This is a genomic window from Novosphingobium sp. HR1a (assembly GCF_015594425.1).
In the GTDB taxonomy this organism is placed as follows: domain Bacteria; phylum Pseudomonadota; class Alphaproteobacteria; order Sphingomonadales; family Sphingomonadaceae; genus Novosphingobium; species Novosphingobium resinovorum_A.
In genome coordinates this window covers 23,771-39,681 of the sequence record NZ_JABXWS010000068.1, presented here as the reverse complement: position 1 = coordinate 39,681, position 15,911 = coordinate 23,771, and the positions used below count along the sequence as shown (strand labels likewise).

General features: G+C 62.0%; 11 protein-coding genes. 8 read left to right on the top strand and 3 right to left on the bottom strand.

The window, feature by feature from the left end; genetic code table 11:
- Nucleotides 1-117 precede the first annotated feature (117 nt).
- From HWN72_RS19245 to HWN72_RS19220, 6 genes are all read left to right on the top strand, one after another.
- Entirely contained in the window at nucleotides 118-1,029 is a 912-nt protein-coding gene (locus tag HWN72_RS19245) for a tyrosine-type recombinase/integrase (RefSeq protein ID WP_211151005.1), read from the top strand.
- A 4-nt stretch (nucleotides 1,030-1,033) separates the two neighbouring features.
- Nucleotides 1,034-2,227, top strand: a complete 1,194-nt coding sequence (locus HWN72_RS19240) for an IS91 family transposase (protein WP_211151004.1) — start codon at nucleotides 1,034-1,036, stop codon at nucleotides 2,225-2,227.
- Between the two features lie 769 nt (nucleotides 2,228-2,996).
- Nucleotides 2,997-3,977, top strand: a complete 981-nt coding sequence (locus HWN72_RS19235; RefSeq protein ID WP_211151003.1) for an AraC family transcriptional regulator — start codon at nucleotides 2,997-2,999, stop codon at nucleotides 3,975-3,977.
- Between the two features lie 103 nt (nucleotides 3,978-4,080).
- A complete protein-coding gene (locus HWN72_RS19230) occupies nucleotides 4,081-5,058 on the top strand; it encodes a nuclear transport factor 2 family protein (protein ID WP_211151002.1) in 978 nt (325 codons plus the stop codon).
- A complete protein-coding gene (locus tag HWN72_RS19225; RefSeq protein ID WP_211151001.1) occupies nucleotides 5,055-7,496 on the top strand; it encodes a TonB-dependent receptor in 2,442 nt (813 codons plus the stop codon). The genes HWN72_RS19230 and HWN72_RS19225 overlap by 4 nt, the downstream gene beginning before the upstream one ends.
- Before the next feature lie 76 nt (nucleotides 7,497-7,572).
- Nucleotides 7,573-8,334, top strand: a complete 762-nt coding sequence (locus tag HWN72_RS19220; RefSeq protein WP_211151000.1) for an SDR family NAD(P)-dependent oxidoreductase — start codon at nucleotides 7,573-7,575, stop codon at nucleotides 8,332-8,334.
- Nucleotides 8,335-8,628: 294 nt separating this feature from the next.
- Here HWN72_RS19220 and ltrA read toward each other — a convergent pair whose 3' ends face one another.
- On the bottom strand, nucleotides 8,629-9,960 hold the full coding sequence (gene ltrA, locus HWN72_RS19215; RefSeq protein WP_211150999.1) for a group II intron reverse transcriptase/maturase: 1,332 nt from the start codon (nucleotides 9,958-9,960) through the stop codon (nucleotides 8,629-8,631).
- Nucleotides 9,961-10,333: 373 nt separating this feature from the next.
- Entirely contained in the window at nucleotides 10,334-10,738 is a 405-nt protein-coding gene (locus tag HWN72_RS32025; protein ID WP_375154528.1) for an aldehyde dehydrogenase family protein, read from the bottom strand.
- Nucleotides 10,739-11,252: 514 nt separating this feature from the next.
- Between HWN72_RS32025 and HWN72_RS19205 the strand changes: the two genes are divergently transcribed.
- The gene (locus HWN72_RS19205; protein ID WP_211150998.1) at nucleotides 11,253-12,464 is read left to right on the top strand and encodes an MFS transporter; all 1,212 of its coding nucleotides are present in this window, start codon (nucleotides 11,253-11,255) and stop codon (nucleotides 12,462-12,464) included.
- A 49-nt stretch (nucleotides 12,465-12,513) separates the two neighbouring features.
- Nucleotides 12,514-15,258: a glycoside hydrolase family 3 protein gene (locus HWN72_RS19200; protein ID WP_211150997.1), complete on the top strand. Its 2,745-nt coding sequence runs from the start codon at nucleotides 12,514-12,516 to the stop codon at nucleotides 15,256-15,258.
- A 124-nt stretch (nucleotides 15,259-15,382) separates the two neighbouring features.
- On the opposite strand, the gene HWN72_RS19195 is transcribed toward HWN72_RS19200, so the two are convergent.
- The gene (locus tag HWN72_RS19195) at nucleotides 15,383-15,856 is read right to left on the bottom strand and encodes a MarR family winged helix-turn-helix transcriptional regulator (protein ID WP_211150996.1); all 474 of its coding nucleotides are present in this window, start codon (nucleotides 15,854-15,856) and stop codon (nucleotides 15,383-15,385) included.
- Nucleotides 15,857-15,911 lie beyond the last annotated feature (55 nt).

Here is a 15,911-nt window from a genome sequence, read left to right as displayed (position 1 = left end):
GGCGCGGGATTGGTGCTTTCCTTGAGGTCAGTCCAGTGATCGGCGGTCTGGGTCTAAGTTGAGATCTGGCCAGAGTAGGCAGACGATTTCGGCTCCTTCAAACCAAGGAGTCGTACCATGAGCAATATTCTGTCTGATGCTCCCGTCACTTCGCTGCGTCAGCGCATGATCGAAGACATGAACATGCGCCGGTTCGCGCGGAAGACCCAGTTCGATTACGTGCGGCATGTCGCGAGGTTCGCCACATATCTTGGGCGTCCCCCCGATACTGCGACGGTAGAAGAACTCCGGCAGTTCCAGGTCGAACAGCGCGAGGCGGGCATAGGGATCCCGACCATGAACAGCATCGTTTCTGCGCTGCGCTTCTTTTTCACCCACACCATTGATCGCCCGGATCTGTCCCGCAAGCTCTACACGGTTAAGAACCCTCGCGCATTGCCCGTTGTCCTCAGCCGCGACGAGGTTGTGCTCTTACTCGGCGCGACCAACTGCCTGAAGCACAAGGCTGCACTGTCCGTTGCGTATGGCGCGGGCTTGCGCGCCGCCGAGGTCACGATGCTGAAGGTCCGCGATGTCGACAGCAAGCGCATGCTCCTGAGAGTGGAGCGCGGTAAAGGCGGGCGTTATCGCAATGCGCTCCTGCCTGCTGACCTTCTTGCCCTTTTGCGTGAGTGGTGGACGGTTGGCCGCAAGCAAGGCGTCATGCACGCCGATGGCTGGCTGTTCCCGGGCATGCACTATCTCAAGCCGCTCAGTACGCGACAGCTTCATAGGATCGTTGTCGATGCTGCCGAGGCTGCGGGTATCAAAAAGCGGGTCGGCCCACACACTCTACGGCACAGCTTCGCCACGCATCTGTTGGAAGACGGCGTCGATATTCGGATCATCCAGGCACTGCTCGGGCATGCTAACCTCGAGACCACCGCTTTCTACACCACGGTCGCAACCCGAACGGTGCGCGCGGTCATCAGTCCGCTGGACAAATTGACGACGCTGCTCGAGGCGCAGGTGGCTCCTCCTCCCGGCTGAGCCGGTGCGCGCCTCGATCGAGGTCGCCGATATCTTCCGTAGCGCCGGGCCCGCCTATCGGGCGGCCCACGCCGGGCATCTGAGCCTCGGCCAGCTCAAGGTCATGACGGCCATCGAGAATTGCCGCACCGCCGCGCTGGGCGGTCACGTCGAGGCCTGCGACGACTGCGGGCACTGGCGGATCGCCTACAACTCGTGCCGCAACCGGCACTGTCCCAAGTGTCAGGGCGCCGCCGCGCGCACATGGCTGGCCGCGCGTGAGGCCGATCTGTTGCCCGTGGGCTACTTCCACGTCGTGTTTACCGTGCCTGCCGAGATCGCCGGCATCGCCTGGCAGAACAAGGCGGTGGTGTATGATCTGCTGTTCCGCGCCGCCGCGGACACGATGCTGACCATCGCCGCCGATCCCAAGCACCTTGGCGCGCGGATCGGCATCACCGCTGTGCTGCACACCTGGGGATCGGCGCTGACGCACCATCCGCATGTGCACATGATCGTGCCCGGCGGCGGCATCGCGCTCGACGGCACGCGCTGGGTTTCGTCGCGCCCCGCCTTCCTGCTGCCGGTGCGCGTGCTGGGGGCATTATTCCGCCGGCTGTTCCTCACTCGCCTGTTGGCATTGTTCGATGCCGGTAAGCTGGCCTTCTTCAGCACCTTGGCTGGCCTCGCGACACGCAAGGCCTTCCTGCGGCATCTCTCGCCGATCCGGAAGAAGCGCTGGGTGGTCTATGCCAAGCCGCCCTTCACCGGGCCGCAGGCGGTGCTGGCCTACCTCTCGCGCTACACCCACCGCGTCGCCATCTCGAACCGGCGGCTCCTCGGCTTCGACGAGACCGGCGTGACGTTCCGGTACAAAGATTATCGCCGCGATGGCGCCAAACGCCAGCAGGTCATGACGCTGGCGACCGACGAGTTCATCCGCCGCTTTCTGATCCACGTCCTGCCACGCGGCTTCCACCGCATCCGGCATTACGGCCTGCTCGCCAGTTCAACGCACAAGGAGGCCATGGCGCTCGCCCGCAGGCTGCTGGGCGTTGCCGTGCCGATCGACGAGCCCGAACCCGATGAACCGCCCGATCTTCGTCTGCCATGCCCATGCTGCGGCGGGCAAATGACCATCATTGAAACCTTCACCCGCTGGTGCCAACCGCGTGCACCGCCGCAGCCAGCACCGCGGACCCGGGAGAACACGCCATGACCCGGCATGGCTTACCCTGCATGATGGCCGCGCGCACTGCGACCCGGCCCATGGGAGTAGGTGTGCCAACACCGCCTACACAGTCAAAATTGGGCTCATTGCCAGCAGGATCAGCGGCGCATCGAGAACAATGGCCATCTGACTTCCACGCTATTCCGCCCAACAAAGGCTGGGCGGCAGGCTTGCTTCAGCCAAACCAAGCCACATCAAAGCCCTTTTACCCATAGACCAGGGCAAGCCTCACCGCGGGTCGTACTTGTAAGACTTTCGTACGCCTGCCGGCGCCCGAAACCCTTCGACAAACCTGCCGTTCTCTCGTCGCTTTTCAAACGGCAGGTCTGGCCAGCAATGGACATTCGCCTTCTTCGCAAGCGAGACCGCAGGACGACGATAAGGATCGCGGACCAAATCTAACGCATATCGCATCTTCGCTTCGGCGCGGTGAGGACGATTTCGCTCAAACCACCGCCGTTTGGGTCCTCAGCCGCTACGGAGGCACGCGCCGGCACATTCCTGTTACCCGGTCAATTGGGCCTCCGGCAGCGTACGACGCGGCGGTCCGTTTTTCTAAATCCGATCTTTTGGGCTTACTCTTACCTTGGCATTGGCGCGAGACAAATCGGAGATACAACAGCCATCCCGTGCATCGGCGTGAAAGCTGCGGGTGCTTGGAATGGTCGCTAGCATGACCCTCAAAGTGCTAGTTGCTTGAACCAAGCGGTCGGCTTAAACAGCATGTGATAAAATAACTGGCCAGACGGGATTGAGAATGGGTGCGCTGCAGCATCGTCCGCGATTGCTGGGATTTCGCGAGTACCAAGGTGCATTGACGGAATCGGTTTATCCGATGCGGCTCGATCTGCCAGGGTCTGCTGACGCTTTTAAGGCCCAGTTATCGCTAGCTCGCATTGGTTCCATCGATATGGTGCGTGCTCAGGCCGGAAGCTCTTTCCATTGTATGCAGGAGCCGGCTGTCCGCAACGCGACCGAACCGCGGTTGATCCTAAAAATGCAATTAAAAGGCTCTACATCCTACCGCCACATGGATCGTGATTTGCGATGCTGTGCCGGCGATATCGCATTGTTCAGCGACGCAAATATTATCGAAGGCGAACAGCACGGTGCCGCAGACGCATTAGTGATAAAGCTGCCCGTGTCGCGAATTCGGATGGCTGCGCCTGCAATTTTGTCTGGCTTGGGACAGGTGATCACGACCGGCACACCGTCGGGCAGGTTGTTGGCTATGACTCTTCGAGAGGTTTGGTCGATAGTGGAAAAGGGGGAAAGCTACGCGCCGGACAGCCTCTTTGCTGCTGTCCTCAACCTAATCGACGCATCTATCAGCGACAATGCCATCAAGGCCCCCCCCAACGGCATCGTCAACACCGACGAACGATTCCGCCGAATCCGAGACCTTGTCGACAGCAGGTGCACGGAGCCGAACCTGATGATTGCCGAACTGGCCCGCGATCTCGCGATGTCTCGCTCATCCATGTATGAAACGGTGCAAGCGGCAGGAACGACGATAGAACGTTTGGTCAGGGAGGCACGGATCGAAAAGGCGATGGCTATCCTGTCCGATCCCACGCAATCGCATGTGGCTGTCACAACGCTGGCGTACGACCTGGGGTTCAAGCACCCTTCTCATCTCACACGGGCTTTTGCGGCGCATACCGGAGAAAGCCCGCTGGCCTACCGCCGCAAGGTCTGGGCGACACAGCCGAACCCGGGGATCAGACGGCCGCACTAGACCAGGAGCGGATTCGGACGCTGGTGCAAATCAAGCAGACCCTGGTGCAAACTCGTAGCCCGAAGTTCAGCTACTCCCGAAAAAAATCGGGAGAGATGAAGACATGTCGGAAACGCCGCGCGATATCGCGCAGGCCTATGCTGATTGCCTGGTTAGTGGTGACTTTGAGCGATTGGTAAGCCTGCATCATCCGGCGATGGTCTGCAGCCTGCTGGGTGACACCGTCGTCTCGGGTCGGTATGTGGGCCGAGACGCCTTTTTTGCGCATACCTTCGAACACGTCCTCGGTCGGCTGGAGCAGACCCACGAGCAATATCTCAAGGATGCACGCGTCGCCTGCGCCGGTGGAGATTACGCCGTACTGCTGCTGCGCGGCGGGCTACCGACCCGCATCGGCGGTCGCTACGACCAGAATTACATGCAATGCTTCCGGGTGGTGGATGGCGTGGCTGTCGAGAACCACGAGATGCTCGACAGCGTAATGCTGGAGACGCAGGTCTATGGCAAGCACCTTAGCCAGCCACGCGTCGCACCCGATGAGCTGCTGACGCCGCGGCGTCTGGCGGCAGAGCCCTTCAACGATGGAACGCCGGTGGAGCCGGTTGCCGCAGCCTTCCAGACTGCGCTGCAGTCTGGCGATCTTCCGGCGCTGCGCGAGTTGCTTTCGGACGATGTGGTCGTTCAGATTGCCGGCGCCAATCCCCATTCAGGCGTGGTTCGCACGCGCGATGCCATCGCCAGACTTCTGGATTTGGAACTGGCGGGATATCGGCCCGGCAGCTTGCAGTGGACAGCAGGTCCCCGCCTGGTCTGCCAGGACGACGAAGCCTTCTGCATGCTGGCCGAGCTTACCGCCGAACTCGCCTATGGCGGGCCTTACGCGCAGACGATCGGTCTTCTCGCCCAATGTCGGAGGGGACTGGTCAACGAGCTTTACATCTACTTCGACACTGCCGCCCAAGAACGGCAGCGCTGGGGCAATCCGCTCGATGGGAACAACTGCGAACGCGCGGTTCCCCCGCTCTCGATCGAGCCAGCGCCACTCAACGATATAATCGGCAAAACGGGAGGACAATCATGAAAAAGATTTCGAAATTGAATGCGCTTATGGGCGGAAGCGCGATGATCGCGTTGTTCGTCACGGCATCGCCGGTGAAGGCGCAGATGGCGGTGCCGGAAGGCGCAGCGGCTGTCCAGGACGAGCCTACCGGCGGCATCCAGGAAATCGTGGTCACGTCGCGAAAGCGCGCCGAACGGCTTCAGGATATTCCCGTGGCAGTGACGGCGATTTCGTCGCAGCAACTCGAGAGGCTCGATCTATCGACGCTGGAGAAGGTGGCATCGACGACCCCGAACTTTTCGATCACACGCGCATCGAACGGATCGGGTGCGCAGCTTTCGCTTCGTGGCATCGGTTCGAGTTTCACCAGCATCGGGATTGAGCAGTCGGTGGCGACCGTGGTGGACGGCGTGTATTACGGCCAGGGCAGGATCATCAACGAAGGGCTGTTCGACCTCGATCGCATCGAAATCCTGAAAGGTCCGCAATCGCTGTTCTTCGGCAAGAACAGCACGGCCGGCGTCGTCTCGATCACGACCGCAGACCCGACGTCCAAACCCGAGTTCATCGCCCGGGTCGGCTACGAGTTCAAAGCCAACGAAACCTACGGCGAGTTCATCGGCTCGGGACCGCTGAACGACACGCTGGGCATTCGTGTGGCGCTGCGCGGATCGCGCATGACGAATGGCTATGTTTCCAACCAGAGCGGGCCGATAACGTACTCTGCCTTTGACGTGGCGACGGGTGCAACCAACACGTACACCGCCGCAGCCGGAAACGATGGTCCGCAAAACCGCTCGTTCCTGGGACGCGTCACTCTGAAATGGGAACCCACGAGCGACTTCACTGCTACCGTGAAGGCCTCGATCAACCGCGATAACGCCGGCAACCCCGCTTGGAATTATGTGAACTACACCTGCGGGTCTGAAGGCATCGCCATCCCGGGAAGTCCGTGTGGCAAGAAATTCGCGAACTCGATGAACCGTATCCCGGCGGAAATCGCCGCCACGATGCCGTTCGCTACGGACGACGGCAAATTGCGCAATCGCTACCGTTCGAACACGGTGACCGCGACGCTCAATTATGATGCCGGCCCGGTCATGCTGACCTCGGTCACGAACTACAACGACAACCGCAACCTGTTCAATCTCGATGCGGACTACGTATCTAGTGAGGCCAGCAATGTCTGGGCCAACGAGGTCGACGCGTTCAAGGCATTCTCGACCGAGCAGCGTGCCCTGACCCAGTTCGGCGGGATGTTCGAACTCATGGGCGGGGTATATTACCAGCATACCAAGCTGCGCGCCCGCCAGTTTACGATCCTGGGCGGCGTGGAGGATTCGACGGCAGACCCGTCTCTTTCCCATCTCGGATTCACCAAGGATTCGGGTACGACAGACGAGACGCTCGCCGCCTACGGGCAGGCGATCCTGAAACTGGGACCGCAGGTCGAATTGACCGGTGGCGTGCGCTATACGCATGAAACCAAGGACAGCTACTTCGTTCAGCCTTACGTCAATGCGGCGCTGCAGGGCGTGTTCCTCGAAGATCAGCGGTTCGGTACCAATCAGACGTTCAACAACTGGTCGCCGGAAGTCACGGCAACGTGGAAGCCCACGCCCGATCTGACAGCCTACCTGGCTTACAAGACCGGCTACAAATCGGGCGGTTTCTCCAACACCGCCATCCAGAGCGCCTTCGGTTCGCAATCCGACTTCGCGTTCGCGCCGGAGAAAGTGCGTGGCGTCGAAGGCGGCATAAAGGGAATGCTTGCCGGTCGTCAGATCCGCTATTCGCTGGGTGCCTATTACTACAAGTTCAGCGATCTGCAGGTCGATTTCTTTAACTCGACGACGGTTTCCTTTGTGACCACGAACGCGGGATCGGCGAAGGTAAAGGGCGTCGAGTTCGAGGTCGAGTATGCGCCCGGCGCAGTGCCGGGTTTGGATTTCCGGCTTTCGGCGAATTATAACAGCGCGCGCTACGCGAACTACCTCGCACCCTGTTTTGCAGGGCAGTCGATCGCCGAGGGATGCGCGATGACGGTCAACGGCGTTCCCTATCAGTCGCTCGACGGCAAACCCACCGCAAACGCGCCGCAATGGACCGGCGCGCTCACCACCAGCTATGAAACGGCGATCGGTGGCGGCTTGGCGGCAGCATTCAGCATGGGCGCCCGGTACAGCGATTCTTACCTGGCATCGCCGTTCAACAACACTCTGGCCAGGCAGGGAAGCTATGTGAGCCTGGACGGAAGCATTCGTCTCAAGACGGAAGACGATCGTTACGAACTGGCGTTGATCGGCAAGAACCTGACCAACCATTTCATCATCAACGGAACGCTAGACGTGGTTGGTACGGGTAGTGGGACCGGCACCAGCAATGCCGTCCGGGCCGACCAGGCCGGCCTGATCGGGCTTCCGCGAACGGTTCAGCTTCAGGCCACCATGAGGTTCTGATCCCGGTGAAGGGAAACGGCGACGATGCCGCCTTGAAAACAGCGGCACCATCGCATTCAAGCATTCGAGGAAAAGCATGATTCTGAAGGATAGATCCGCAATCGTGACCGGCGCCGCATCGGCGAAGGGCATCGGCTTTGCCACTGCGAAGGCATTGTGCGAGGTCGGTGCGGCGGTCACGCTCACCGATATCGACGAGCAACGGATCGGCGATCGAGTGCGCGAGCTTGAGGCTCTGGGCTACAAGGCCAGAAGCGCCGTTCATGACGTTCGTTCGGAAGAGAGCTGGCGAGAGGTCCTGCACAGCAGTGCGGAGGCCTACGGTCCGCTGGAAATCCTCGTGAACAATGCAGGGATCGCGATCCTCGAACGTATCGAGGTCCTGACCCTAGACGCCTTCTCCGCACTGATGGAGGTCAATCTGCAGGGAACGTTCCTGGGATGCAAACTCGCGGTCGAAGCCATGCGGGCGAGCGGTACCGCGGGAAGCATCGTCAACGTGTCGTCGGTGGCAGGCCTCGTGGGCGTCGTCGGCACGACAGGGTATGGCGCCACGAAGGGCGGCATCAGGCTTTTGACCAAGTCGATCGCGGTGGAGGCAGGCTCCGACGGCATTCGCTGCAATTCGGTACATCCGGGCGCGATCCTGACGGAGATTCAGGACAAGGCCCAGGCGGACAACCCGGACGCCTACGCCGGCATCGCAGCGTCCATTCCTCTGGGTCGCCTAGCGCAGCCCAGTGAAGTCGCTGGCGCCATTCTGTTTCTGTGCTCGGACCTGTCGAGCTACATCACAGGATCGGAACTGGTCGTCGATGGAGGTCTAACCGCGGCGTAAACGAAAACTGCCCCGTAGTTTGCAACAGCGTAAGGTGCCGTGGACGGCAGAATCGGCCACGCCTCCAATACCATGCTGAAAAGCACACGTGAGGGGCGCCTCGATTTTGGACGTTCCCCCGCCACAGTCGAGTGCCCAATTCCATCCCTTCGTCCATCGCCTTAACGTGGTAGAGTCGGGAGGTGACGCGGTGACGTGCGGCGCGCCTGTGGGGCTTGCCAGACGCTCCGTTTTCACCCCCCGCTCGGCGAACCGGGCGTGCAGATTTCCCGCACCCGGCTCTCGAACAAGGCATCACGCCTTCGCCCACGGCGAGCTGCGCCCCAGCTTAGTCAAGCGTACGAGGCCAACGGTCTCGTAGAGGTACTCGTCTGGATACACCCGAGCCCTGCGTCGCTTGCCTCGATGTTTGATACGCAGCCACCGACGCACCCGCATCAACGTGTAGCTATCGACGGCCCGGTACGCCTTGCTGGTTGTGCCGACCGAAAAGTAGTTGGCCCAACCGCGCAGCGCCCGGTTTATCTTCGCTATCAGTACCGCGGAATCCTGCCATGTAGATGTCATCTCAGTCAGCGCGTGGATTCTATCCACGGTGCGCTTGATGCTCTTCTTCGACGGTCGGTAGCCCATGCGGGCCCTTCCCGTCGTCGGAGAGTACATCCGACCAAACGTGTATCCCAGAAAGTCGAACGTCTCGTCCGGCACCTTGCAGATGCGGGTCTTTTCCTCGTTCACCGTCAGCTTCAGCTTGCCCATCAGCCTGCGCATATGGTCGAGCGCGGCTTCCGCGTTGCCCTTCTGGCACAGGATGACGAGGTCATCGGCATAAGTGACGAGCCGAGCGCCGAGGCGTTGCCCAAGCCCGAGCTTCCGCCATCCCAACACGAACCGGCGCATGTAAAGATTTGCCAGCAATGGTGAGATGGGTGAGCCTTGCGGGATGCCGCGTCGCTGATCCTTGGCTACCGTCGTTCGTGTCTTCCGGCCTTTGTCGTCGGTTTCCTCGACAGCACAATCCAGCCACAGCCTGATCAGGTGCAGCACCCGCGGATCGACGATCCGGCGGGCTACGGACTTCATCAGTTCGGGATGGGGAATGCTGCCGAAATAGTCGGCGAGGTCGGCGTCCACGACATCGGGACGGCCATGGAACAGCTGGTCCTCCACCTCGATCACGGCCTGCTGGGCGTTACGCCCAGCGCGATAGGCATAGATCTCTGGCGGAAGGTCGGCTTCGAAGATCGGCTCCAGCACCAGCATCGCTGCTGTCATGCAGACCCGATCCCGCACGGTGGAAATGCCCAGCGGCCTGAGTTTGCCGTTGGCTTTCGGTATATGGACCCGTCTGATCGGTTCCGGTCGATACGTCTCCTCTCTGATGGCAAGCGTCAGTTCCGCCAGCCACCGCTCGACGCCGTACGCCTCGATATCCGCGAAGTCCTGACCGTCTATCCCCGGTGCACCCTTGTTGGAGCGGCACTGGGCATAGGCATGAGCCAGAATGTCCTCGCGGCTGATCTTGTCATACAGCGCGTAGAAGCGATAGCCGGCTTCCGCCTTCGCTTTCGCGTGCAACGCCGTCTGCAGTTTCTGGACGCTTTTCGGAGTTGATAGGTTTCCCAATCTCGCGGTCCCTCACTACTTGGTGCGTTCGCCTTGAACTGAGGCTCCTTCCCTCCACCGGCATTACCCGGTTTCCTCGGTACTACGGGCCTCTCCGCCACCCCACCGCGCCCGTCCCATCCCTCGCGGGCGTCCGGTTGCTCGTCCCCGAGCACGTGATGGGGCTTCCCGTGTTGCGTGCGCTTTCCTTGTGTACATGCTGCCGCCACTACCCCGGTGCGGCGGATGGGTTCAGCGTCGCTCAAACTCCCCCATCCGTATCAGCCTTCCCCAGAAGTCCGGCTGGGTCGGCCCGCACATCGGCATTTTCGAGGTTTGCTCAGCGTTTACTCACGTTGCGGCCTGCACACTCGCACGGTCACCTATGTGACCGTTATCCGGGGGCTTCAGACATTTCGTCACCTCCATGCCTGCCCCGGTTGCTTCCGGCTGGAGCATTTTGCCGGGTGGGATTCTCACCCACTGGAAAGCGCCGCCTTGGCACGGCGCACGGACAATCCTGCCATTCCGAACCATGGCCGTAATAGGCTGATTTCGCCAAAACCGGCCGTTCGACGAGCCATTTGATAACCATAGCAAACGGGAAGGTACGAGGTGTGAACACTGCCATGCCACCCACGGGTTGCTTGCGAACTAGTATCCGCCGATTGCTTTTCTGCGGTGTCAGGACATCGCCGTTGATATGGAGAGCTTCGTCAGCAAACCACGCACGAAACGAGTAGGCATAGGTCAGCTCGGACTTGGGTTCGCCTGGAAGTTTACCGCGACCGGCAGTCAGCAGATGGGAGGCTATCCCGCAGTTCCATCATGAGTTCGTTTCAGCGGTGCAGGATCGCGCAGCGCGCTTGCGGGGCGAACGCCCCCGGGAACCAAGCGACTGATGGACCGCGCCTATTGCCTGTTCGATATCAACACTGCAAAGATCAGGGACACGCCCCTTGCATAGTCCATTCGCCGGATCGACGACGTGCAGAGACCGGTTGGACGAAACGCATTCGCCAGCAATGAAGCCTGTTTCGCGTATCAGCCTTGGTTTCAAAGATGGTCATTTCTTATGCCACCGCTCGAATGCCCACAACGGATCAGGCCCCCTGAGTCGCACGCCCTTACTGATTGACTCTCAAACTAGCGACCATTATTGCGTGAATATGGTCGCAAATGATGCTGCCGTAATGGCGCACGATCCGGGGACGAAAAGTGGGGACTTCATGACAATGCACTCTGCCGGCAGTCCAATCACGGCAACCGTCCCGACACCGGCGCAAAGGTATCGCGCAACCGCAGCGGCCACTGTGGGTAACGCCCTGCAGTTCTACGATTTCTTCCTATACGCAACCGCAGCCGCGCTGGTCTTCGACAGCCAGTTTTTCCCGTCCAGCAACCCGATCGTCGGCACCATGGGCGCGTTCGCGGGCTATGCCGTCGGCTTCGTTTCGCGTCCGCTCGGCGGCGTCGTGTTCGGCCACATCGGTGACCGGTTCGGCCGCAAGGTCACGCTGACCTGGACACTTGGTCTGATGGGCTTGGCGACGTTCGCTATCGGCCTGCTGCCGACGTACAGTCAGGTTGGCATGCTGGCTCCGGCGCTACTGATCCTGCTGCGCCTGATCCAGGGTTTCGCGACCGGCGGCGAATGGGGCGGCGGTATGTTGATGGCCACCGAAAACGCCCCGCATGGCCGGCGCGGCCTCTACGGTGCCTGGAGCCAGGCGGGTGCGGGGATCGGCTTCATCCTGTCTTCCAGTGCCTTCTTCGCAGCGCGACAACTGGGTGGCACGGCCTTCCTCGACTGGGGTTGGCGCATTCCCTTCCTTGCCAGCCTCATCGTCGTCGCGGCCGGGTTCGTGATCCGCATGCGCGTGGGCGAAAGCGCCGAGTTTCTGGAGGCCGAGCGCACCGATCCCCACGCCGCACCGATCCGCGACGTTCTTCGGACCCAGCGCTTCCCGTTGTTCTGCGCCGCCGGTGTGCTCCTTGCCGAGATGAGCGGCCCGCTGCTGACCACCACCTTCGCGCTCGCCTATGGCACCATTGTCGGCGCAAGCAGCGATCTGCTGCTTGCAGGCGTCACCATCTCGATGGTCGTCGATACGGTGATGATGCTGTTCTTCGGGCATCTCTCCGACCGCTTCGGCCGCACCAAGGTCTACGGGTTCGGCATCGTCGCGATCGCGCTGGCGATGCAGCCGTTCTTCCTGCTCCTCAAAAGCCCGAGCGACGTCATGGTAATCGGCGCTTTCGTGGTGATCAACGGAATCTGCCACGCTGCGATGATCGGCACCCAGCCCGCCCTACTGACCGAGCTGTTCCCAGCGTCCCTGAGGTCGTCGGGGCTGGCGCTGGCGCAGTCGATCGCGGCGGTGCTGGTCGGCTTCGTGCCGCTGGTCGCCACCAGCCTCTATTATGCGACCGGCTCCGTCACTTCGGTGACCGCACTGATGGTCGTGCTCAGCCTGATTTCCTTCGTGTCGCTCCATGCCGCGCGGCGCGTGACCGGGGAATGACCAAGCGGTCTTTCTCCAGCAATCCTTCCATTCGAGTTCGGGGTACGAGATGACGAAACGCAGCACGTCGATGGTTTCCGCAATGGCGATGGCGCTTGTCATCGCGGCACCGGCGGTGGCCAAAGCGCCTTCCTCCGCCACTTCGGCCGCCGAAAACCCTGGCGCGGAAACCGAGGCCGCGCGTGACGCGCGCCTTGCGGCTCTGCTCGGCCGCATGACGCTGGCGGAGAAGATCGATCTCATCCGCGGCGTGGAAGAACCGGCCACGACCAACATCGGCGAAGCCGGCTACCTGCCGGGCGTACCGCGTCTGGGCATCCGTCCGATCCGGCTGGCCGACGGCCCTCCCGGCGTTCTCGTAAGCGAACCCTCGGTTGCCGAAGTGGCGACGATGGGCCTTGCCGCCACTTTCGATCCTGAACTGTCGCGCCAGAACGGTGTGGTCATCGCCGACGAGGCACGGCGCTTGGGTGTCGATGTGGTGCTCCAGCCGTTCATCAACATGCTGCGCGACGTCAAATTCGTGCGCAGCTACAACACCTTCGGCGAAGATCCGCTGCTGACAGGCACGATGGGCGTTGCCCAGATCGAAGGCATCCAGTCTCGCGGGGTTCTCGCCCAAGCCAAGCACTTCGTCGCCTATGACAGCGACAGCGTGGACATCCACGTCGCGCCGCAGCCGCTGCATGAACTCTATGTCGCGCCGTTCCGCGATGCCGTGGATGCAGGCGTCTCCTCGATCATGTGCTCGTACAACCGGCTGAACGGCGACTGGGCCTGCGGCAACCACGATGCGCTGACCGACATCCTGCGCGGCGAGCTGAACTTCAAGGGCTTCGTCACGTCCGACTGGGGTGCGGTGCACGGGAACCTTCAGGTACCGGCAGGCATGGACATGGAAATGCCGGGCACCCTGCCGGACTCCAATCCCTTCGCCGGCATTCTCCCCGCCTATTCCGACATCACGCCAGCCCCGCACAGGATCCCGCGCCCGGACTTCGACATGTTCACCCGCGTGTTCATCAGCGGGATGCCGGAAGAACCGCCGGTGTCTGCCCCCGATTGGGAAAAGACCTTCCCCGTCAACACCGGCTTCAAGAACCTTTCCGAGGCGATGGCCGAAGGCAAGGTGACGATGGCGGACATCGATCTTGCCGCATCACGGGTGCTGCGTGAACTCGATCGCTTCGGCCGCGTCGCTGGCGGTCCCGCCGTCACCGCCGCGCCCGTCATCGGCTTCGAGCAGATGGATGCGATCAACCAGCAGACCGCCGAGAAGGCCGCCGTCCTGCTCAAGAACGAGGGCGGCGTGCTGCCGCTGAGCAAGGACGATCTGGCGAACCTTGCGATGGTCGGCCCCGGCGCGGCGCAGCTCGTTGCCGTCGGCAAAGCAGGCGAACGTTCGCTCGGCATGCCCTGGCGCCAGACCTCGCCGTTCGATGCGGTGCGTCAGGCCTCGGGCGGCGAAGGCGTGGTTCTGGCCGTGGCCAACGACATGACCGGCAGGCCGGTTCCGGCCGCGCTCCTTTCGAACGACGGCAAGCCGGGCATGGTCCACACCGGCGGCACCGACGCGGAAGCGCGCATCGCCCAGCTCGACTATACCGTTGCCAGCGGCAAGCCGCTCAAGCCCGGTGGCAATCACGTGTGGCAGGGCAAGCTGAAGATCGACACCGCAGGCAGCTACTGGCTGGGTATACAGATCTCGGGCGCACGTGGCATCCTTTTCATCGACGGCAAGCGCCTTGGTGGATCGACTTCGTATCCCGGCGCGCTCCACGGCGACACCGTTCAAATCAACCAGGACAGCCTGCTGCCCACCAATGACGGGCTCGGCAACATCCGCGTCCTGTCCGATCTGAAGCCGGGCCTGCACGACATCCGCGTCGAACTGGAGTCCGATGGCTCCGGCAAGGCCGAGCAGGTGCGCCTGGCATGGTCCACCCCGCAGGACCGTCAGGCCGAACTGGCCAAGGCGGTTGAGGCTGCACGCAAGGCGAAGAAGGCCGTGGTCTTCGCATGGAGCCGCAACGCCCCGGTGTTCCACCTGCCCGGCGATCAGGACGCCCTGATCGAGGCCGTGGCTGCCGCCAATCCGAACACCGTGGTCGTGCTCAACACCAGCATGCCGGTCGCGATGCCCTGGGTCGACAAGGTCAAGGCCGTCCTGCAGATGTGGTGGACAGGCGATCGCGGCGGTGAAGCGACCGCTGACCTGCTGCTCGGCAAGGTTTCGCCCGGAGGCAAGCTGCCCTTCACCTGGGCTGCGAAGCTGGAGGACTATCCCGCCACCGACCCCGCACATCCGGAGCGCAGCGCGGCCGGCGTCAACGGCAAGACGACCTATTCGGAAGGGATAGACATCGGCTATCGCTGGTTCGACCGGCAGGGCATCAAGCCGCTGTTCCCGTTCGGCCATGGCCTGAGCTATTCCCGCTTCGCCTATTCCGGGCTTGCCACCAAGGCGGCGAAGGATGGCGGCGTCGATGTGCGCTTCACCCTGCGCAACACCGGCAGCGTCGAGGCGGACGAAGTGGCGCAGGTCTACCTCGGCGCTCCGACGCAGCCGATTGCGGGGGCCGACTTCGCGGTGAAGGCGCTCGCCGGCTTCCAGCGCGTGACGCTCAAGGCGGGCGAAAGCCGCAATCTGTCGATCCACTTGCCGCGCCATCGGTTCGAATACTGGTCGGCCGCGAAAAACGGCTGGGAACTGGCCCCCGGCGTGCGTCCGGTCATGGTCGGAACCTCCGCGGGCGAACTGCCGCTTGAAGGAAAGACCCCGGCTCCCCGTTGAAGGAGCCGCATCCAGTCAGGTGCAACATGAAAGAAAGGTCGCACTTCCTGAGGAAGTGCGACCTTTCCTGTATCGATACCGAACGGGCACGCGGCAACGCCGCTGTTCTCCCGAGAGCTTCGCCTTATTCGATGGCAAGCCGGTTGAGGTTCTCGACCACACGCTGGAGCGTGCGGATCAGGACGCCAATATCCTTGTCGGGGATACCCTCCAGTCCGCGTGCCACCTGACGCGCGACGATCGGGGTGAGCGTGCCCATGACTTCCAGACCCGCCTCGGTCATCGTGACTTCGGTGATGCGGTTGTCGTCCGGGCAAGGGCGCGTTTCCACCAGCCCGCGCTCCGACATGCGCTCGATCGCGCGGCTGACGGTCGGCCGCTTGAGCAGCGCAAGTTCGGCGATCCGGCTGATGCTGAGCGTGCCTGCTTCGCGAAGCACGGTCATGATGCGATAGATCGAACGATCCACGCCGTGCTTCAGAAGCACGATCTCCATGTCCTCGTGATACTTGTAGTCGGCATGCGCCATAAGATAGAACGGCGCACTGGCCAGCTTGAAGCCGGCCTGCGTGGGGTCACCTGCCTTGGTGTACTTCATTAGGCTTCTCTTCCCTTGCCCATGCCCGACCTGTCGAGCTGCCGCTATGACGCTC